Source organism: Rhizobacter sp. P3_C12 (assembly GCF_056402735.1).
This window is the reverse complement of sequence record NZ_JBFUGW010000128.1, coordinates 1-18,182: the sequence shown is the minus strand read 5'-3', so window position 1 is coordinate 18,182 and position 18,182 is coordinate 1. Positions and strand designations below refer to the sequence as shown.

The window sequence follows — 18,182 nt, the reverse complement described above, 5'->3', positions numbered from 1 at the left end:
GGCAGGCGCAGCGGGTCGGCGTCGCCGGGCTGCGCCGCCGGCAGGCGCAGCCCGCCGTCGCGGCGTGACACCAGCAGCAGGGGCCGCGGCTCGCCGTGCGGATCGTTGGCCGCGGCGTCGTCCCGCAGGTTCAGCAGCACGGCGACGCCGGCGCTGACGCTGGCGTCGGCGGGCGTGAGGTCGAGCGCCCGTGCCAGGCTCTGCGCTCGGCGCAGCAGGGCGCGGTCCAGCTCGCCCGAATCGCGCTTGAGCGTCTGCCACAGGATGATGCCGAAGAAGACGAGGAACATCAGCACGATCACGCCCATCATCGCCAGCAGCACGCGCCGTTGCAGCCGCGGCGGGCGCGCCGTGGCTGCGCTCAAGCGCGGTCTCCGGCCAGCAGGTAGCCGATGCCGCGCACGGTCTTCACGCGTTCTGCGCCGACCTTGCGCCGCAGGTTGTGCACGTGGACCTCGATGGCGTTGAAATCGAGCGGCTCGCCCAGCGGCGCCAGGGCCTGCGCCAGGCGGTGCTTGGGCACCACGCTGCCACCGGCGCGCGCCAACGCGGCCAGCACGTCGAACTCGCGCAGCGAGAGGCCGGCCGGCTCGCCGTCCACCGTGCAGACACGCTGGCGCATGTCGATGGCCAGCGTGCCGATGGTCCACACCGAAGCCGCCTGCTGGGCGGCACGCCGCGTCACCGCGTGCACGCGCGCGACGAGCTCGACCACGGCGAAGGGTTTGACGATGAAATCGTCGGCGCCTTCATCCAGGCCGGCCAGGCGATCGCCCAGTGCGTCGCTGGCGGTGATGACGATCAGCGGCACGGCCAGGCCGTCGCGGCGCCAGGTGCGCAACAGGTCGAGCCCGTGGCCGTCGGGCAGGCCCAGGTCGAGCAGGATGCAGTGGTGGCCGCCGGCCACGGCGAAGCGGTGGGCGTCGCAGGCCGTGCGCAGCCATTCGCTGGTGAATCCGGCGCCGCGCAGGGCTTGCTGGAGCGACGCGCCCAGGTCCACATCGTCTTCGATCAGCAGCAGGTGCATCGTGCGCGATGGTAGGGCCCGCCAGCTTGGCCGATGCTTAAGAGGTGCAGCGGCGTCGCATCGGCCCGTCGCATCAACCCGTGGCGCCGGACGACGCAACAGGGCTGCGCTTCATGGCCGAGGCGGCCTCCCGGCAGGTCTCGAAGAAGGCGAGCTTGGTGGCATTGCGGCGGCGGTGCTGGGCGCGGTGCTTGGATGCCACCTCGCAGTCCGACCGGATCCCCAGCGTTCCCGGCAGTTGCCAATGGCGCGGACCGAGCCGGTCCGCGCCGGCCTCGGTCCAGACCCTGTCGTAGTCGAGCTGGATGCGCCGCCGCCGGGCATAGCCAGCCGACACGTGCGATTGCTGGGCGACGGTGATCGGCGCCGGCAGGTCCCAGCCCGCACAGACCCCTTGCAGTGCACAGAGCAGCAGCGACGAAGGCCGCAGGCGGTGCAACTGCATGCCCAGCTCGCGCATCAATGCGTCGGTTCCGCGCACCCCCTGGAAACCGGCGACGAGGACGACGCTGCGTTCCTCACCGGCGATGCCGGCCGCGCCGGTGCCGACGATGCTGAAGTGGGTCGACACCAGGCGCTGGCCCTGGAACATCAGGTCGAAGCTGAGCTCGCCTTCGCGGCTTTGCGACGCCGACTGCCGCAGCACGAGCGAGACGTCGGTGCAGGTCTCGGCTGCCAGCGGAAACAGCAGGCCTTGTCGTTGCCACAACGCCCGGCAGGTTTCCGGCCGGAGCGTTGCGTGCAACCAGCTGAAATGGGACACGACACAGGCTGCCCGGTCGGCCACGCTCAGGCCATCGCAGAGGTACGGCCGCAATGGCCGCAGGCTCACTTCGATCGGGTAGTGCGCACCGTGCTCCTGCTTGAGCCGATGCAAGGAGACCAGGCAGGTCTGGACGCCAGCCCTGCGCAGCGCAAAGCGCCAGAAGAACTTGACGGCCCGCCTGAATGTGGCCCATCTCCCGCCTGCGCCGTCGTCCGTGCTGCGGAACAAGACGTGCCAATCCCCTCGGGCTTGCGCCGCTGTTGCAAACATCCTCTGCTCTCCTCCCGCCCCCGCGAATCGCCATTCGGCGACCGAATTTGTACAAAACTTTACCATCAGGAAATATTGCGGAAGCTTTGTTTTCTTGCGGTTTCCTTGAGTTTTCCTTGGCCTTGCCGTGTCCCCTGCGGCGGTTTTCTCGTGCACTTTCGCGCCAGAGCGCTGCCCGAGGCCCGGCAGCCGCTCAAGCCCTGCCATCGCAGGTCGATACGGTCTTCAAGCCCCAGGATGTCCTCGGGGCGGCCCGCGCCGGGTACGGCTTGCACCGACCGGATCCAGGTTCTATTGCAAAGGTCCGCCCGTGAACTTCCAGAGCATGAAACTCAGCACCAAATTGATCAGCGCCTTCATCGGCGTCTGCCTCGTCGGCGCAGTCGTCAGCGCCATCGGCATCAGCAACATGGGCCGGATCAACGACGCGGGCGACAAGATCTACAAGATGGACATGATCGGCCTGTCGCTGGCCAAGGAGGCGAACATCAACCTGCTGTACGTCGGCCGTTCGCTGCGCAACGCCTTGCTGTCCACGACGCCGGAGCAGCGCACCAGCGCGCTTGCCAAGAGCGAGAAGGAACTGGCGCTGCTGCGCGAGAACCTCGACAAGGCCAAGCCGCTGTTCTGGTCAGAAAARGGAAAGGCCGCGTTTGCCCAGCTGGAAAGCGGTTGGCAGGAATACACCCAGGGCGTCAGGAAGCTTCAGGCGGACACGGCGTCGGCCAGGCTGGACGACCGCGCCGAGCTCACGAAGTACATGTTCGGAGACTTCGCGCGGATCGTCACCAAGCTCGATGACGACATGACGGCGCTGGCCGACGTCAAGGAGGCCAATGCCAAGCATGCTTCCGAAGCCAATGCGGCGAGTTTCCAGAATGCCCGCAATCTCATGCTGGCCCTGGTCACCGGTGCCCTGCTGTTGGGCATCGGCATCGGCTTCTGGCTGACGCGCGGCCTGGTGCGACAGCTGGGCGCCGAACCGGCCGCGGCGGCCCATCTGGCCCAGAGCGTTGCCGGTGGCGACCTCAGCACGAACATCGACGTGCGCAGCGGCGACACGACCAGCGTCATGGCCGCACTGAAGGCGATGCAGACCAACCTGGCGCAAGTGGTCTCGAACGTGCGCAGCAACTCCGAGAGCGTCGCGACGGCATCGGCCCAGATCGCCCAGGGCAACCTGGACCTGAGCCAGCGCACCGAAGAGCAGGCCTCAGCGCTCGAACAGGCGGCCGCTTCGATGGAAGAGCTCAGCTCCACCGTCAAGCAGAACGCCGACAACGCCAAGCAGGCGAACCAACTCGCGGTCAACGCGAGCACGGTGGCCATCGAAGGCGGCGAAGTCGTGGGCCAGGTGGTGCAAACCATGAAGGCCATCAACGACAGCTCGAAGAAGATCACCGACATCATCAGCGTCATCGACGGCATCGCCTTCCAGACCAACATCCTCGCGTTGAACGCGGCGGTCGAGGCGGCGCGTGCAGGCGAGCAGGGCCGCGGCTTCGCCGTGGTGGCCGCCGAAGTGCGCAGCCTGGCCGGCCGTTCGGCCGAGGCGGCCAAGGAGATCAAGAGCCTGATCAACGCCAGCGTCGAGCGTGTCGAGCAAGGCACGACGCTCGTCGGCCAGGCCGGCGTCACGATGACCGAGGTGGTCAGCTCCATCAAGCGCGTGACCGACATCGTCAGCGAGATCAGCGCTGCCAGCAGCGAGCAGAGCGTGGGCGTTTCGCAGGTCGGCGAGGCGGTCAGCCAGATGGATCAGGTCACGCAGCAGAACGCGGCGCTGGTCGAGGAAAGCGCGGCTGCCTCCGAGAGCCTGAAGGTGCAGGCGCAGCAACTGGTGCAGGCCGTGGCCGTCTTCAAGCTGCCGGCCGACGGCGCGGGACATCAGGCAAGCCCCCGCCCGGCCGACGACACGCGCAACCACGCCGAGCGCCACGAGCCGGAGCATGCGAAGAACGTGGCCCGACCCGACTTCAGCAAGGCGAAGTCGAAGGTGAAGCCGAAGGGTCCCGCGGCGGGACACCTCGCCACGCCGGCCGCCCCGGTGGCGGTGGCACGCACCGGCACCGACGACTGGGCCAGCTTCTGATCGGGGGAGCGGACGGGTTCAGTTGCTGTACAGCAGGCCCCGGCCGGTGCCGCTGACGTAGATCCGGCCATAGACGTTCTGATCGGCAGCCATCGTCCCGATGCCGCCGAACTGGTGCGCGTCATCGTTGAAGCGCGACCAGCTGGCGCCGCCGTCGTCGGAGCGGTAGACGCCCCACACGCCGTTGACCACGCCCACCACATAGACCGCCGCCGAGTACGCGGCACCGGGCTTGGCCTTGCCCAGCGCCACCAGCGTGGCGCCCTGCACGTCGGGCCACTGGTTGCTGCCCTGGATCGACGCAAACTTGCTCAGCTTCGTCCAGGTCGATCCTGAATCCACCGAGTGGTACACGGCGTTGCCGTCGGCCAGCCAGAGGTCACCCTCGGCGTTGGGGTTGACCACCAGCGAGGTGTTCGCGAAGTAGTTGGGGGCCAGCCCCGCGGTCACCGATCCCTGGCTCAGCGTGAACGTGTGGCCGGCATCCGTCGAGACATAGACCTTGCCCGGCGTGCCCCACCAATTGGCGCCTGAATCGTAGGCATAGACCTTGTTCGGGTTCTTGCGATCTGTGGCCAGATGGTAGGCGCGGGGGTAGATGTTGGAGACCGGCGGCAGATTGGTCGGGACCCAGGTCGCGCCGTTGTCCGTGGTGTAGGACGGCACCGAGTAAGCGGGCGCCCAGACCGCCTTGTTGCGCGCGGTGACCGCGATGCTTGCTTCGCCGTTCGTGTTGGCCGCGGCACCGGGAGCGAGGGTGGCGAAAGGCGTCCAGGTCTTGCCGCCGTCGCCGGACCAGACGCCGAAGGCGGTACTGGTGCTGAGGACGACGCCCATGCTGGCGATGTAGAGCGGGTCGGACCACGCCATGTCGGCGGCGAAGCCGTTGCTCCAACTGGTGCCCGGCGTCAGGGTCGGCTTCGTCGCGAGATTCGTGTGCACCCAGGGGCCGACGTCACCCGAACTGTTGATCACGGTGTACGTTGCCTGGGCCGGCGGCGTGGCGAGGCTCAGGACGGCAGTCTCCTCCAGCCCCTCGACGACCTCGTTCCAGCTCGGCGTTGACGAGGAAGCGTTGCGGGTTTCCCAGACGCCGCCGCCATGGACGTGCAGAACGCGGTCGGGGTTGAGCGGATCGATCTCGACGTCGTCGGGCCAGCCCCAGAAGGCGCCGTCGGCCGGCGTACGCGGCATGGTGGCCGCGATCTCGCGCCAGGTCTTGCCGCCGTCGCCTGACCACTGAATGGCCTGCTGGCCGCTGTAGTTGCCCCAGGTGTTGGTCACGCCCAGCGCAATGCGGGTGCTCGCGCCGGTGCCGGAGACGGACACCCCGCCGAGGCCCATGCCGGTCCCTGTCCCGCCGCTGTTGGGGTCCTTCAGCAAGGTCCAGTTGGTGCCGTCGAATTTGTAGAGCTGGGCGGGGCCGGAGGCGCCCGGCCCCGGATCCTTGGTGAACACGACATAGAACATGCCGTCCGCAGCGCGCACCATGTGCGGAATGTGGTAGCCGGAGATCGGGGTCGACACCGCGGTCCACGAAGCGCCGCCGTTGCTGGACTTGTACAGGTTCGAGCCCAGGCCCGCCGTGCTGACGTAGTCCGGGGCGATGGCCGCGTAGATCGTCTGCGTGGCCGAGCCGCTGCCCTTGGTGCCGGTGTCGAGCACCACCAGCTCGACGCCCATCGCGYTGCCGACGCTCAAGGTATTGACCTGGTCCTGGGTCAACCTGGCACTCGACAGCGACGTGACCTGGGYCCAGGTGAGGCCCGAGTCCGTGCTCTTCCACAGGCCGGCCGTGCGCGTGCCGTAGAACAGCGTCGAGGGCTTGTTGGGGTCGACCGTCAGGCGTTCGCCGATGGCCCGGCCGGGGCTGTTGCCCGCCAGGGGAAAGGGCAGGCCGACGTGAGTCCAGTGGTCACCACGGTCGCTGGAGATGTACAGGCGGCCGTCGCCCCCGAAGGTGTACATGCCGGCGGCCAGGTAGACGAGCTTGTCGTTGTTCGGATCGACGGCGATGCTTTCGATGCCGTGGAACCGGTCCTCGCCGCCGCCGAAGCCCAGGCCGTCGGTGATGGGCACCCAGGACGTCGTCGCCTCGCTCCAGCGGTAGGCGCCGCCGACGTCGGTGCGCGCGTAGCGCAGGTTGGCGGCGGTCGGATGGAAGACGAGGCCGGTGACGTAGCCGCCACCGCCGAACTTCACGCTCTTCCAGGTGGTGGCCTGGGCAGGCGCAGGCGCAGGCGCAGGTGCAGGCGCAGGTGCAGGTGCAGGCGCAGGCGCAGGCGCAGGTGCAGGCGCAGGTGCAGGTGCAGGCGCAGGTGCAGGCGCAGGCGCAGGCGCAGGCGCAGGCGCAGGCGCAGGCGCAGGCGCAGGCGCAGGCGCAGGCGCGGGCGCGGGCGCAGGCGCAGGTGCGGGTGAGGGTGCCGACCCAACCGGTGCCGCAGCGGTGTCCGAGTCATGGCCTCCGCCGCAGGCAGACAGCACCATGGCGCACAGCAGTGCGCTTGTCGCAGTGGCGCGGTTGGGGCGGTTGGGGCGTTGGCTCGGCATGCTCATCGTGAAGATCCTGTTGCGTCAAAGTCAGTGCGGCACGCGCATGTCAGTCGACATGCGGCACCCTCGATTTCGGCGCTAGTGTCTGGGTCGCGATGGCAGGAAAACTGACGAAACTTGCGGAGTCGACGGATGCCACGGGGGGCGTTGGCGCAGCGAGACGCCATGCAACAGAATGCAAATCAACGTGGATCGGAAGACGCCGAATCGAGACCGCAAGTGCCGCAAATTGCGCCAGAGCGACGAAATTCGACGCCCTCAGGCTCCTCCGTCAGCACCGACCCAGCGTTCCTCTGACAGCTTGAGGTGCGTGTGCATCGCGGACTGGGCGGCCAGGGGGTCGCGCGCTTCGATGGCGCGAAGAATGGCCTCATGCTCCTTCAGCGCGAGGTTCCACGTGCGGGCGTTCTCGTAGCGTGAACTGATCTTGGCCGAGATCGGGCTGTGACGTTCGTCGAACAGCTCCGCCACGATCCGCACCATCACCGAGTTGCCGCTCATCTCGGCGATGGTCAGGTGGAACTGCCGGTCGTGGTCGATCGGTGTGCGGCGCTTGGCGACCTCGCTGCGCATGCCCTTGACGATCTCGCGCAGGCGCAGCAGCGCCGGCTCGGTTCCGTGTGCGCAAGCGAGCATGATCACCGAACCTTCGAACGCCGCACGCGCCTGCATGAGCTCGCTCGGGCTTTCGCCGAGCGCGGCCGTCGTCTCGGGCGCACGTTCCGCCCGCGGGCACACGTACACGCCGGATCCGCTGCGGATCTCCACGCTGCCTTCGACGTCGAGCGCGATCAAGGCTTCGCGCAGCGAGGGCCGCGACACACCCAGTTGCTGCGCCAGGTCGCGCTCCGGCGGCAGCCGCGTGCCGGTGTCGAAACCGCCTTGCTGGATGAGCTCGCGGATCTGATCGGCGATCTGCTGGTAGAGCCGGCGAGGCTCCACCTGCTTCAACTGGAGGGTCATGGCAGGTCCGGGAAATTGGCCTGACCATGATAGCGACATCGTTTGCCTGATGTCGCCCCGGACGCAGAAACGCACGGGCGTGTACAGGGAATGTCCCAGGTTCCCCGCAGCGTTTTGGTCAGGCCAAATCATAAATCGTTGGTCAGGTGGTTTGACCAAAAGGAGACACGACTTGCAGCTTCACGCAGCGTCAGCCCGCACGGTGGACTCGCCACGCCGCGCAGCGCCCGAACCCTTGCTGAGCCTGCATGGCATCGGCAAGCGATTCCTCGCCGTGACCGCGCTGCACGGCGTGAGCTTCGAGTTGCGCCGCGGCGAAGTGCATGCCGTGTGCGGCGAGAACGGTGCGGGCAAGTCGACGCTGATGAAGATCGTCAGCGGACAGCTGCAGCCCGACGAGGGCCACATCGCGTTCAAGGGCACGCGGACCCGCTTTGCGTCGACGCGCGAGGCCGAGGCGGCCGGCATCGCGATGATTCACCAGGAGCTCAACCTCGTGCCCCACCTGTCGGTGGCCGAGAACATCTTCCTGGCCCGCGAGCCGCGCCGGGGCTGGTGGATCGACCGGGCGAAACTGCAGGCCGGCGCGACCGCCTGCCTGCAGCGGCTGGGCGTGGACATCGCCCCGACTCAGCAGGTGCGCACGCTGTCGGTGGCGCAGCGACAGATGGTCGAGATCGCCAAGGCGCTGTCGCTGAATGCGGAAGTCCTCATCATGGACGAGCCCACCTCGTCGCTCACCGAGACGGAAACCGAACAACTCTTCAAGGTCATCCACGAGCTCAAGCGCGCCGGTGTCGGCGTGGTCTACATCTCGCATCGGCTCGACGAAATGGCGCACATCGTCGACCGCGTGACGGTGCTGCGCGATGGCCGCCACGTGAGCACCGACGACTTCGCCGCGACGACGGTCGACAGCATCGTCGAGCGGATGGTCGGCCGCCCGCTGGAAGACAAGTTCCCGCCCGCCACGCGGGTGCCGACCACCGAGGTCCTGATGTCGGTGCGCGGCCTGGCGCGCAAGCAGGTGTTCGAAGGCATCGGCTTCGAACTGCGGCGCGGAGAAATCCTCGGCTTTGCAGGGCTGCTGGGCGCCGGCCGCACCGAGGCCGCGCGAGCGGTCTTCGGCGCCGACCCGTCGGACGCCGGCGTCGTGCAGCTGGGCGACCAGGTGCTGCGCATCCGGTCGCCGCGCGACGCGATCCGCCACGGCATTGCCTACCTGTCGGAAGACCGCAAGCACGACGGCCTCGCGATCGACATGCCGCTGGTGCACAACGTCAGCATGGCCAACATGGCGGCGGTGTCGGGCCGTGCGGGCTTCATCCGCTTCAAGGAAGAAGAGGCGTCCGCCCGGCGCTTCGTCGACACGCTGGCCATCCGCACGCCGTCCGCGCGCCAGCTGGTGCGGCTGCTGTCGGGCGGCAACCAGCAGAAGGTCGTGATCGCCAAATGGCTGTTCCGCGACTCGCGCGTGCTGTTCTTCGACGAGCCCACGCGCGGCATCGACGTGGGCGCGAAGTACGCCATCTACCAGCTGCTCGACGAACTCGCCGCGCAGGGCATCGGCGTGGTGCTCATCAGTTCGGAGCTGCCCGAGATCCTCGGCATGACCGATCGCGTGGCGGTGTTCCATGCCGGGCACATCACCGGCACGCTCGACACGCGCCGGACCTCACAGGAAGAAATCATGCATTTCGCCTCGGGCCGCCCGGCACGCGCGGCCGCATGACCCGGCCAGGCACCCCATGACCGACAAGCAGAAAGACCTGTTCCAGAAATTCGCGGCGCTCGCGAGCCTGATCGCGCTCACGGCGGTGTTCTCGTTCGTGAGCGACTCGTTCTTCTCCGTCGGCAACGGCATGACGGTCGCGCTGCAGGTGACCTCGATCGCCTACCTCGGCATCGGCGCGACCTGCGTGATCATCACCGGCGGGATCGACCTGTCGGTGGGCGCCATCCTCGCGCTGGCGGGCGTCGTCGCCGCGCTGGCGGTGAAGGCGGGCCTGCCGGTGCCGCTGGGCATGCTGTGCGGGCTGGTGGTGGGGGCCTTGTGCGGACTCGTCAACGGCCTGTGCGTGACCTGGCTCAAGCTGCCGCCGTTCATCGCGACGCTGGGCATGATGATGGTCGCGCGCGGCGTCGCGCTGCAGATCACCGATGCCAAGGCCATCGGCGGACTCGGCGAGGGGTTCGCCGCACTCGGCAACGGCTCGCTGGGCCGCGTCGTCAAGATCGGCGCCGACGGTTTCCCGGACGTCGTGTTCCCGGGCATTCCCTACCCGGTGCTGCTGATGATCGCGCTGGCCGTCGCGGTGGCGGTGCTGCTCAACCGCACCACGCTCGGCCGCTTCATCTATGCCATCGGTTCGAACACCGAGGCGGCGCGCCTGTCGGGCGTGGACGTGCGCGGCGTCACCGTCTTCGCCTACGTGCTGTCGGGAACGCTCGCGGGGCTGACGGGCTGCGTGCTGATGTCGCGCCTGGTCACGGCCCAGCCGAGCGAAGGCCTGATGTACGAGCTCGACGCGATCGCCGCCGCGGTGATCGGCGGCACCTCGCTGTCGGGCGGCGTCGGGACGATATCGGGCACGGTCATCGGCGCCTTCGTGATCGGCATCCTGCGCAACGGCCTGAACATGGGCGGCGTGTCTGCCTTCACGCAGCAAATCATCATCGGTCTGGTCATCCTGCTCACCGTGTGGATCGACCAGATGCGTCATCGCAGATGACACCTCACCGGCAGGACCGCCCGGGAATCGGAGAGAGACAAGCTTGTTCATCAAGAGGACTGACATGAAGAAAATCCTGACCACCCTGTTCGCATCCACGTTCCTGTTCGCCGCCTCGGCGGCATCGGCCGCAGACAAGGAGATCGCCGTCATCGTGAAGACCGCGAACTCCGATTTCTGGCAGAACGTGAAGAAGGGATCGACCGCCGCCGCCGGCGAACTCAAGGGCTACACCGCCAGCTTCCAGGGCGCTGCGTCGGACACCGATCTCGCCGGCCAGGTCGCGCTGGTCGAGAACGCCGTGAACCGCAAGGTGGCGGCCATCGTGCTCGCGCCGTCCGATCCCGATGCGCTGATTCCCGCGATGAAGAAGGCCTGGGAGGCCAAGATCCCGGTGATCCTGATCGACTCCGCGGCCAGCGACGCGGGCAAGGACTACTACCAGTCCTTCCTCGCCACCGACAACAAGAAGGCGGGCGAGCTGTGCGCGCAGGCCCTGATCGACAAGGTCGGCACGACGGGCAAGATCGCGATCATGTCGTACACGGCAGGCTCGGGCTCCGAGATCGGCCGCGTCGGAGGTTTCCGCAAGTACCTCGAGACCCACTCGAAGCTGCAGGTGGTGGGCCCGTTCTATTCGAACTCGCAGATGGGAACGGCGTTGAACCAGACCACCGACGTGCTCGCGGCGAACGCCGACCTGAAGGGCATCTTCGGCGCCAACGAGCCGACCGCGATCGGCATGGGCCGCGCGCTCGTGCAGTCGGGCAAGGCGGGCAAGGTGGTGGCCATCGGCTTCGACGGCAACGGCGACCTGCAGGGCTTCATCAAGGACGGCACGCTCGAAGCCATCGCCGTGCAGAGCGCCTACCAGATGGGCCACCTGGGCGTGAAGACCGCGGTCGAAGCGAGCCAGGGCAAGACCGTGCCGAAGTTCCGCGACACCGGCGTGGTGATGGTGACCAAGAAGAACATCGAGTCCACCGAAGCGAAGAACGTCCTGTACTGAGCGACTCGAAGGGAGCGTCATGCTGACCGTGATCTGCGACACCCCGGGCACCTTGCGTGTCGTGGACAGGGAGATGCCCCTGCGCGGCGAAGGCGAGGTGCTGCTGCGGGTGCGGCGGGTGGGGGTGTGCGGGACCGACCTGCACATCTTCACCGGCCACCAACCCTATCTCGAATACCCGCGCGTGATGGGCCACGAGTTCTCCGGCACCGTCGCCGAAGCGCCCGCCGGCAGCGCGCTGGCGGTCGACGACCCGGTGTTCGTGATGCCCTACCTGTCGTGCGGCAGCTGCATCGCGTGCCGCCAGGGCAAGACCAACTGCTGCGTGGCCATCCAGGTGCTGGGCGTGCACCGCGACGGCGCCTTCACCGAGTACATCAGCGTTCCGCAAGCCTTCGTCCACAAGGCGGAAGGCGTCACGCTCGACCAGGCGGCGATGCTCGAATTCCTGGCCATCGGCGCACACGCCGTGCGGCGCGGCGATGTGCAGCCCGGCCAGCGCGTGCTGGTGGTCGGCACCGGGCCCATCGGCATGGCGGCAGTGACCTTCGCCGTCCTGCGCGGCGCCACCGTCGCCGCACTCGACACGCGCCGCGATCGCGTCGACTTCTGCTGCCAGCACCTGGGAGCGCATGCCGGCGTGGTGATCGGCCCGAGCGACGAAGCGGAGCTGTCGCGGCTGACCGGCGGCGACTTCTTCGACGTCGTGTTCGATGCCACCGGCAATGCCCGCGCGATGGAGCGCGGCTTTCGCTTCATCGCCCACGGCGGCAAGTACGTGCTGGTCTCGGTCGTGCGCGACAACATCGCCTTCGCCGATCCCGAGTTCCACAAGCGCGAGGCGACGCTGCTGGGCAGCCGCAACGCCACGATGGAGGATTTCGAGACCGTGCTCGCCGCCATGCGTGCCGGCAAGATCCCGCACGAGGCGCTGAACACGCATCGGCTCGCCCTCGCGAACCTGCCCGCCGACTTCGTGCAGCTGCTCGACCCGTCGCGAGGCGTGGTCAAGGCCATCGTCGAGTGTTGAGGGATCGCACCATGGCGCTGCCCATTCTCCAGTTCGGCACCGGCCGCTTCCTGCAGGCGCACGTGGACCTGTTCGTGTCGCAGGCGCTCGCGCGGGGCGAGGCCCTCGGCGGCATCGCCGCCGTGCAGACCACGGGCAGCGCGCAGAGCACGGCACGAACGGCGGCGCTGGCCGGCGGCGCGGGCTACCCCGTCGAGGTTCGCGGCCTGCTCGACGGGCGCCGCCTGTGCGAGACCGTGCACGTCGACTCGGTGCGGCAGGCCTGGCATGCGGACACCCATTGGCCGCAGATCGTGGAGGCCGTCGCGACGGACGTCCGCGTCATCGTGTCGAACACCGGCGAACGCGGCTACGCGCTCGACTCCGCCGATGGGCCGTCGCTGTTGTCCGACACCGGCACGGCCGCGCCGCGCAGCTTCCCTGCGAAGCTGGCCGTGCTGCTGTATCGCCGCTGGCGGCATCAGCCGGGCGGTGGCCCGTCGCTGTTCCCCTGCGAGCTCGTGCCGAGGAACGGCGATGCGCTGCGCGCGGTCGTCTGCGAACTCGCGAAATCGTGGCAGGCGCCGGCGTCCTTCATCGACTACCTGCACGACGAATGCGTGTGGGTCAACTCGCTGGTCGATCGCATCGTGTCGGAGCCACTGATTCCGCTCGGCGCGGTCGCCGAGCCGTATGCCCTGTGGGCGATCGAGCGGCAGCGTGGAATGGTGCTGCCGTGCACGCATCCGGCCATCGTCCTGACCGACGAACTGGGGCGCTTCGAGCGATTGAAGCTGATGCTCCTGAACCTCGGCCACACGTTTCTCGCCGAACGCTGGCTGGCCGGCGGTCGGCCGCACGATGAAACCGTCCTGCAGGCGCTGGGCGATGCGCCGTTGCGCGCCGAGCTGGAAGCGGTCTGGCGCGACGAGGTGATGCCGGTGTTCGACGCCCTCGGCGAAGGCCGCGAGGCGCGCGACTACCTCGTCGTTCTTCGCGATCGCCTGCTCAATCCTTTCCTGGCCCATCGCCTGGCCGACATCGCGCAGAACCACGCGTCGAAGAAGCAGGCGCGCATCGGCCTGCTGCTGTCCCAGGCGGACAAGCTGGGACTGCCGCCGACGCAAGCGCGGCTGAGGGCCGCCATGGCCACCGATGAGGAGCTGCATTCATGAAGCAACCTGGTGAGGGCAGGGGCCGGATGCTCGTGACCGGCGCGGCCGGCAAGGTAGGGCAGGCCTTTCTCGCGCGCGCGCTGCACGATCCGGCGTTCGAGCGCTTCGTGTTTCGCGCCTTCACGCATCGACGGCCACTCGAGGCGCACGATCGCCTCGAATGCGTGCAAGGCTCGATCCAGAACCGCGTCGACGTCGACCGCGCGCTGGACGGCGTGACCCATGTGCTTCACCTGGCCACCAGCAAGGAAACGCCCGACGACGTGATGGACGTTGCCGTGAAGGGCATGTTCTGGATGCTCGAGGCCTGCCGCAGCAGCGCCAGCTTCGAACAATTCCTGCTGGTCGGCGGCGATGCCGGCGTGGGCCACTTCGTCTATCCGCACCCGGTGCCCGTCGTCGAGACGCAGCCCCACAGCGCCTACCCCGGCTGCTATGCCTTGTCGAAGGTGCTCGAAGAAGTGATGCTGCAGCAGTACTTCGTCCAGTACGGCCTCAACGGCTGCTGCCTGCGCGCGCCCTGGATCATGGAGAAGGACGACTTCAGGTTCCAGCTGTCGTTCGGCGCCGATGTGTTCGGTGGGCCGCGCTGGTGCGACCTGGTCGGCGCCGAAGCGGCCGCCGCCCACGTCGCCAGCGGGGCGGTGCCGGTGATGCTCGACGCGGCGGGCGTGCCGGTGCAGCGCAATTTCGTGCATGTGGACGACCTCGTCGACGCCATCTGCACCGCGGTCGATCACCCCCGGGCGCGCCAGCAACTGATGAACATCGCGATGGACGAGCCGGTCGACTACGGCGCGCTGGGCGACTACCTTGCGCGCACGCGGGGCGTGCCGCTCGTGCCCGTCAAGACGCCGTACCACTCGACCTGGCTCGACAACACCAAGGCCCGGTTTCTTCTCGGCTGGCGACCGAAGTACGACATGGCCAGGCTGGTCGAGGCAGCGTGGTCGTATCGCCGCGGCCCCGACGACCCGCGCCAGGTCTGGTACCCGGGCTGAGGGCCGCGTCATCGCTCGAACCCGGGTGGCATCCCGCCATGCCGGCCTGTCCTGTTCCATCGGAAGGAGACATCATGCAGATGAACAAGAGAACCCTGGTCGCCACCCTGCTCGCCGCGGCGGGCTTGTCGCTGGTTCCCGGCCTGGGTGCTGCCGCGGGCAAGCGGCTGGTGATCGGTTTCGCGCAGACCGGCGCGGAGAGCGAATGGCGCACGGCGAACACCGAATCGGTGAAGTCCGCGGCGAAGGCGGCCGACGTCGAACTGAAGTTCTCCGACGGCCAGCAGAAGCAGGAGAACCAGATCAAGGCGATCCGGGCCTTCATCGCCCAGAAAGTCGACGTGATCATCCTCGCGCCGCTCGTCACGACCGGCTGGGACACGGTGCTGAAGGAAGCGAAGGCGGCGAAGATTCCGGTCATCCTCGAGAGCCGCAACGTCGAGGTCAAGGACCCGACGACCTGGGCCTCGTTCGTCGGCTCGGACTTCGTCGAGGAAGGGCGGCGCGCCGCCCGCTGGCTGCTGGACCACACCAAGGACACGCAGGGCGACGTCAACATCGTCGAGCTGCAGGGCACCGTCGGCTCCGACCCCGCGAACGACCGCAAGAAGGGCTTCGAGGAGGTGATCAAGACGAACCCGCGCTACAAGGTCATCCGATCGCAGACCGGGGACTTCACGCGCTCGAAGGGCAAGGAGGTGATGGAGGCCTTCCTGAAGGCGGAAGGCAAGAAGATCAACGTCCTCTACGCACACAACGACGACATGGCGATCGGCGCCATCCAGGCCATCGAGGAGACGGGGCTGAAGCCGGGCAAGGACATCCTGGTCATCGGGGTCGACGCGGTGAAGGGCGCCTTCGAAGCCATGATGGCCGGCAAGATGAACGTGTCGGTCGAATGCAGCCCGCTGCTCGGGCCGCAGCTGATGGAGGCCGCAAAAAAGGCGGCGGCAGGTGAAACACTGCCGCGCTGGATCAAGACCAACGAGGGTGTGTTCCCGCAGGAGGTCGCGGCCAAGGAGTTCCCGAACCGCAAGTACTGAGCGCGTCAGCGCAAGCCGGCGGTGCAGCCATCGGCACCCCGGCGCACTGTCACTGCATCAGCGCCGCGATCTCGGCGGCGCTCAGCGCGCCCGCCTGCACGCGGAAGTCCTGGATCCGGCCGTCGAACGACGGATGCCCCCAGTTGCGTCCCAGGAAGGCCACCTGATCGCCGACCTGGCGCGGCGACAACAGGATGGCATCCGAGCTCGCCACCTCGGTGCCGTCGACGTAGAGCCGCCCGGTGCTGCCCTGCAGCGTGACCGCCACGTGGACCCAGCGCCGGATGGGCAGGAAGCCCGGCGCTTCGACGGCCTGCTCGTCGTTGTGCCCCGCGCCGCAGATCCCGAAACGCAGCCCCTGGCCGGCCTTGGGCGCGAGCCGCATGTACGAGAAACCGTCGTGCCCGGCGAAGAACAGGCAGCTGTCCCAGCGCAGCGAATTCGCATAGGCCCACAGCGATATCGTGAAATCGTCCAGGCCGCTGAAGATCCCCGGCGGCAGTTGCAAGCCGGCCGCCTTGCCGTCGAACGCCACCGCCTTGTCATTGCGGCGTCCCTCGCCCCAGGTCGCCCCGTCCAGCAACGTGCCCTCGACCTGGGTTCCGATGCCGGCCGGGGTCAGCAGCGTACCGGCGGTGCCCGTGCCATTCATGCCGTTCAGGGGCATCGACAAGCGCGTCTCGCCGGACACCGCGGCCCGGACCGAACCCGAGCTGGCGCTGGCGCCGTCGCTGCCCAGGGCGGTGACCTGGTAGAACCAGATGCTCCTGGGCGCGGCGTCGGTGTGGGTGAGCAGTTCGGTGGCCGCGACCGTGGCCAGATCCGTGAAGGGGCCATCGGCTTGGGCGCTTCGCCTGACCACATACGAGGTCGCGCCGACACTGCCCCACCACGACAGCACGGCGCGACCATCGCGCACCGGGGCGGTCAGGCCGGACGGCGGCTTCATCGGCCCGGCATAGGCCGGGCGGCGGTGGATGAGGGTCGGGAACACCACGTCGTCGCCACCGCTGGACCCGTAGTTCGGCTCGCACAGCGGCACCATGCGCGCGACGTTGGGCGCTGCCAGGCCCATTCGATTCACGTAGTGGTTGTAGATGGGCTCCCAGGCGTTCCGTTTGTGCTGGAACGACTGGTTCACTTGCGTCCACAGCGACGTGTGGGGTTCCGGCGGGTTCTGCTCGCGTGCGTACGGCATCGGGTACGTGTTGCCGCTCTCGTCCAGCAGATTGGAGCGGGCCACGTATTCGGCTCCCGCGAGGAAGCGGTTGTCGTACAGCCCGTAGAGGTCGTCGCCCTGGCTCCAGGCCATCTCCAGCAGGTCGCCACCCAGCGACATGCCCAGCGTCGAGTGGCCCTGGTCGCGGCCGCTCTCTTGCCACTGCCCGAAGTGACCCGGGTGCATGAAGTAGACGGCGTGCACGATGGAGCCATTGCCGAACATCGTCAGCTTGCCGCGGTTGTTCGCCGCGTAGTAATCGCAGGCCTGCCGGTACAGGTCGGGCCTGTCGCAGAACACCCCGATGGCCAGCGTGCCGCACAACGAGGCCATGTCCCAGTTGGCGTGGGAACCCGGGTGCGCCCCGCTGAGGAACCGCGACGATATGCCGACGAAGACGCTCGTGAGCATCTCCTGGAAGCGCGCCAGGCGCTCGGGCGGCCAGCCGGGGTAGCCGCGCATGATCTCGCCGGCCTGGGCCCATTGGTGGCCCTGCATGCCGGCCAACAGGATGAAGGTGTGGTCGTCATGGGCGGTCGAGCCCTCGGGCACGGTCCCGATCACCTTCAGCGTGTTCGCCCACGCATCCAGTGTTTCCACCGCCTTGTCGGCATAGCGCGTGTCGTCCGACAGCCGCCAGCGCAGCGCGAGGCACCAGGCGCGCTGGATGTCGCGGTACATCGCGAACTTGCTGCTGTCGGCGCGATAGACGCCGGCGAGCGGATTGGGCTTGCCCTCCAGGCTGGCGGCGCGGTCGGCGCACAGCTTGTTCCACCAGCCGGTCCACGGCTGCTGGCCGGCCTTGATGTGCTCGCGGATGCGAGCGAAGTCGTCGTCGGTGACCAGCAGTCCCGGGTGACGGAAGACGCCGCTCACCGAGCCGGGGACGCCCTGGCCACGGGCCTGCGCGGACGGGCCGGTGTCCTCGGCGCCCGCGCCGCAGCCGGACAGCAGCGGGAACATCGGGAGCAGGCCCAGCCCCAGAGAGAGCGCACGCCGTGCGGGATCGGGCAACTGACCGAGGTCGGTGCGTTCCGGGAATGTCTTCGACACGTTCACGTCCTGGTTCTCCCCGTCGAGCTCAGCGGGGAAACGGAGCGGGGTTGGCCAGGTAGGCCTTGGACAGGCGCGCGAACTGGCCGCCGTCGTTCGTGATGTCCGCCGACGTGTCGTCCCCGGGACTGAAGACGATCGCGAATGTGCCGTTGCCCGCGTACTGCGTCGTATGCGTCAGCATGTACTGGACGTGGTTGTCCCGATAGTGCTTCGGCGTTCCGCCGGGCGTCGTCGAGGGCACGCCCATGGGGGTCTGCCAGTACAGGA

Annotated in this window: 16 protein-coding genes and 1 pseudogene; 8 read left to right on the top strand and 9 right to left on the bottom strand. The window is 68.1% G+C overall.

The window, feature by feature from the left end:
- The 4 genes from AC1DXV_RS19450 to AC1DXV_RS19435 form a co-directional block, all read right to left on the bottom strand.
- Positions 1-365, bottom strand: a 365-nt coding sequence (locus tag AC1DXV_RS19450; protein WP_477935048.1) for a hypothetical protein, incomplete at its 3' end; no start/stop codon positions are given.
- Complete coding sequence (locus AC1DXV_RS19445; RefSeq protein ID WP_477935046.1) at positions 362-1,027, bottom strand: response regulator; 666 nt, start codon at positions 1,025-1,027, stop codon at positions 362-364. The genes AC1DXV_RS19445 and AC1DXV_RS19450, both read right to left, overlap by 4 nt.
- Positions 1,028-1,100: 73 nt before the next feature.
- A complete protein-coding gene (locus AC1DXV_RS19440; protein ID WP_477935044.1) occupies positions 1,101-2,021 on the bottom strand; it encodes a DUF535 family protein in 921 nt (306 codons plus the stop codon).
- 107 nt (positions 2,022-2,128) lie between these two features.
- Positions 2,129-2,338, bottom strand: coding sequence for a hypothetical protein (locus AC1DXV_RS19435; protein ID WP_477867636.1), 210 nt, complete (start codon positions 2,336-2,338; stop codon positions 2,129-2,131).
- 50 nt (positions 2,339-2,388) lie between these two features.
- On the opposite strand from AC1DXV_RS19435, the gene AC1DXV_RS19430 reads away from it, so the two are divergent.
- The gene (locus AC1DXV_RS19430; RefSeq protein ID WP_477867634.1) at positions 2,389-4,155 is read left to right on the top strand and encodes a methyl-accepting chemotaxis protein; all 1,767 of its coding nucleotides are present in this window, start codon (positions 2,389-2,391) and stop codon (positions 4,153-4,155) included.
- An 18-nt stretch (positions 4,156-4,173) separates the two neighbouring features.
- Here AC1DXV_RS19430 and AC1DXV_RS19425 read toward each other — a convergent pair whose 3' ends face one another.
- The 3 genes from AC1DXV_RS19425 to AC1DXV_RS19415 form a co-directional block, all read right to left on the bottom strand.
- Positions 4,174-6,357, bottom strand: coding sequence for a beta propeller repeat protein (locus tag AC1DXV_RS19425; RefSeq protein ID WP_477935042.1), 2,184 nt, complete (start codon positions 6,355-6,357; stop codon positions 4,174-4,176).
- Positions 6,354-6,614, bottom strand: coding sequence for a hypothetical protein (locus tag AC1DXV_RS19420; protein WP_477935040.1), 261 nt, complete (start codon positions 6,612-6,614; stop codon positions 6,354-6,356). Before AC1DXV_RS19420 ends, AC1DXV_RS19425 begins: the two co-directional genes overlap by 4 nt.
- Positions 6,615-6,966: 352 nt before the next feature.
- A complete protein-coding gene (locus AC1DXV_RS19415) occupies positions 6,967-7,671 on the bottom strand; it encodes a FadR/GntR family transcriptional regulator (RefSeq protein ID WP_477872594.1) in 705 nt (234 codons plus the stop codon).
- Between the two features lie 172 nt (positions 7,672-7,843).
- Here AC1DXV_RS19415 and AC1DXV_RS19410 point away from each other — a divergent pair, with 172 nt between their 5' ends.
- The 7 genes from AC1DXV_RS19410 to AC1DXV_RS19380 all read left to right on the top strand — a co-directional run bounded on the left by AC1DXV_RS19410 (position 7,844) and on the right by AC1DXV_RS19380 (position 15,640).
- The gene (locus AC1DXV_RS19410) at positions 7,844-9,403 is read left to right on the top strand and encodes a sugar ABC transporter ATP-binding protein (protein WP_477935038.1); all 1,560 of its coding nucleotides are present in this window, start codon (positions 7,844-7,846) and stop codon (positions 9,401-9,403) included.
- Positions 9,404-9,419: 16 nt separating this feature from the next.
- The gene (locus AC1DXV_RS19405; protein ID WP_477866867.1) at positions 9,420-10,403 is read left to right on the top strand and encodes an ABC transporter permease; all 984 of its coding nucleotides are present in this window, start codon (positions 9,420-9,422) and stop codon (positions 10,401-10,403) included.
- A gap of 64 nt (positions 10,404-10,467) precedes the next feature.
- Entirely contained in the window at positions 10,468-11,412 is a 945-nt protein-coding gene (locus AC1DXV_RS19400; protein WP_477866869.1) for an ABC transporter substrate-binding protein, read from the top strand.
- A 19-nt stretch (positions 11,413-11,431) separates the two neighbouring features.
- Positions 11,432-12,442 (top strand): zinc-binding alcohol dehydrogenase family protein, encoded by a 1,011-nt coding sequence (locus tag AC1DXV_RS19395; RefSeq protein WP_477866871.1) that lies wholly within the window; start codon positions 11,432-11,434, stop codon positions 12,440-12,442.
- Between the two features lie 11 nt (positions 12,443-12,453).
- Complete coding sequence (locus AC1DXV_RS19390) at positions 12,454-13,596, top strand: mannitol dehydrogenase family protein (protein ID WP_477866873.1); 1,143 nt, start codon at positions 12,454-12,456, stop codon at positions 13,594-13,596.
- A complete protein-coding gene (locus AC1DXV_RS19385; RefSeq protein ID WP_477866875.1) occupies positions 13,593-14,597 on the top strand; it encodes an NAD-dependent epimerase/dehydratase family protein in 1,005 nt (334 codons plus the stop codon). The genes AC1DXV_RS19390 and AC1DXV_RS19385 overlap by 4 nt, the downstream gene beginning before the upstream one ends.
- A gap of 74 nt (positions 14,598-14,671) precedes the next feature.
- A complete protein-coding gene (locus tag AC1DXV_RS19380) occupies positions 14,672-15,640 on the top strand; it encodes an ABC transporter substrate-binding protein (RefSeq protein WP_477866877.1) in 969 nt (322 codons plus the stop codon).
- A gap of 49 nt (positions 15,641-15,689) precedes the next feature.
- Here the strand turns inward: AC1DXV_RS19380 and AC1DXV_RS19375 are convergent, their stop codons facing one another.
- Both AC1DXV_RS19375 and AC1DXV_RS19370 read right to left on the bottom strand, forming a co-directional pair.
- Entirely contained in the window at positions 15,690-17,912 is a 2,223-nt protein-coding gene (locus AC1DXV_RS19375; RefSeq protein ID WP_477935036.1) for a LamG-like jellyroll fold domain-containing protein, read from the bottom strand.
- A 28-nt stretch (positions 17,913-17,940) separates the two neighbouring features.
- Positions 17,941-18,182, bottom strand: a pseudogene (locus tag AC1DXV_RS19370) (hypothetical protein); the annotation flags it as partial.

Excerpts from the sequence above, each read along its gene's own strand:
- AC1DXV_RS19445 (WP_477935046.1), bottom strand. The coding sequence starts at position 1,027 with ATGCACCTGCTGCTGATCGAAGACGATGTGGACCTGGGCGCGTCGCTC.
- AC1DXV_RS19420 (WP_477935040.1), bottom strand. The coding sequence starts at position 6,614 with ATGACTCGGACACCGCTGCGGCACCGGTTGGGTCGGCACCCTCACCCG.
- AC1DXV_RS19415 (WP_477872594.1), bottom strand. The coding sequence starts at position 7,671 with ATGACCCTCCAGTTGAAGCAGGTGGAGCCTCGCCGGCTCTACCAGCAG.
- AC1DXV_RS19405 (WP_477866867.1), top strand. The coding sequence starts at position 9,420 with ATGACCGACAAGCAGAAAGACCTGTTCCAGAAATTCGCGGCGCTCGCG.
- AC1DXV_RS19400 (WP_477866869.1), top strand. The coding sequence starts at position 10,468 with ATGAAGAAAATCCTGACCACCCTGTTCGCATCCACGTTCCTGTTCGCC.
- AC1DXV_RS19395 (WP_477866871.1), top strand. The coding sequence starts at position 11,432 with ATGCTGACCGTGATCTGCGACACCCCGGGCACCTTGCGTGTCGTGGAC.
- AC1DXV_RS19390 (WP_477866873.1), top strand. The coding sequence starts at position 12,454 with ATGGCGCTGCCCATTCTCCAGTTCGGCACCGGCCGCTTCCTGCAGGCG.
- AC1DXV_RS19385 (WP_477866875.1), top strand. The coding sequence starts at position 13,593 with ATGAAGCAACCTGGTGAGGGCAGGGGCCGGATGCTCGTGACCGGCGCG.
- AC1DXV_RS19380 (WP_477866877.1), top strand. The coding sequence starts at position 14,672 with ATGCAGATGAACAAGAGAACCCTGGTCGCCACCCTGCTCGCCGCGGCG.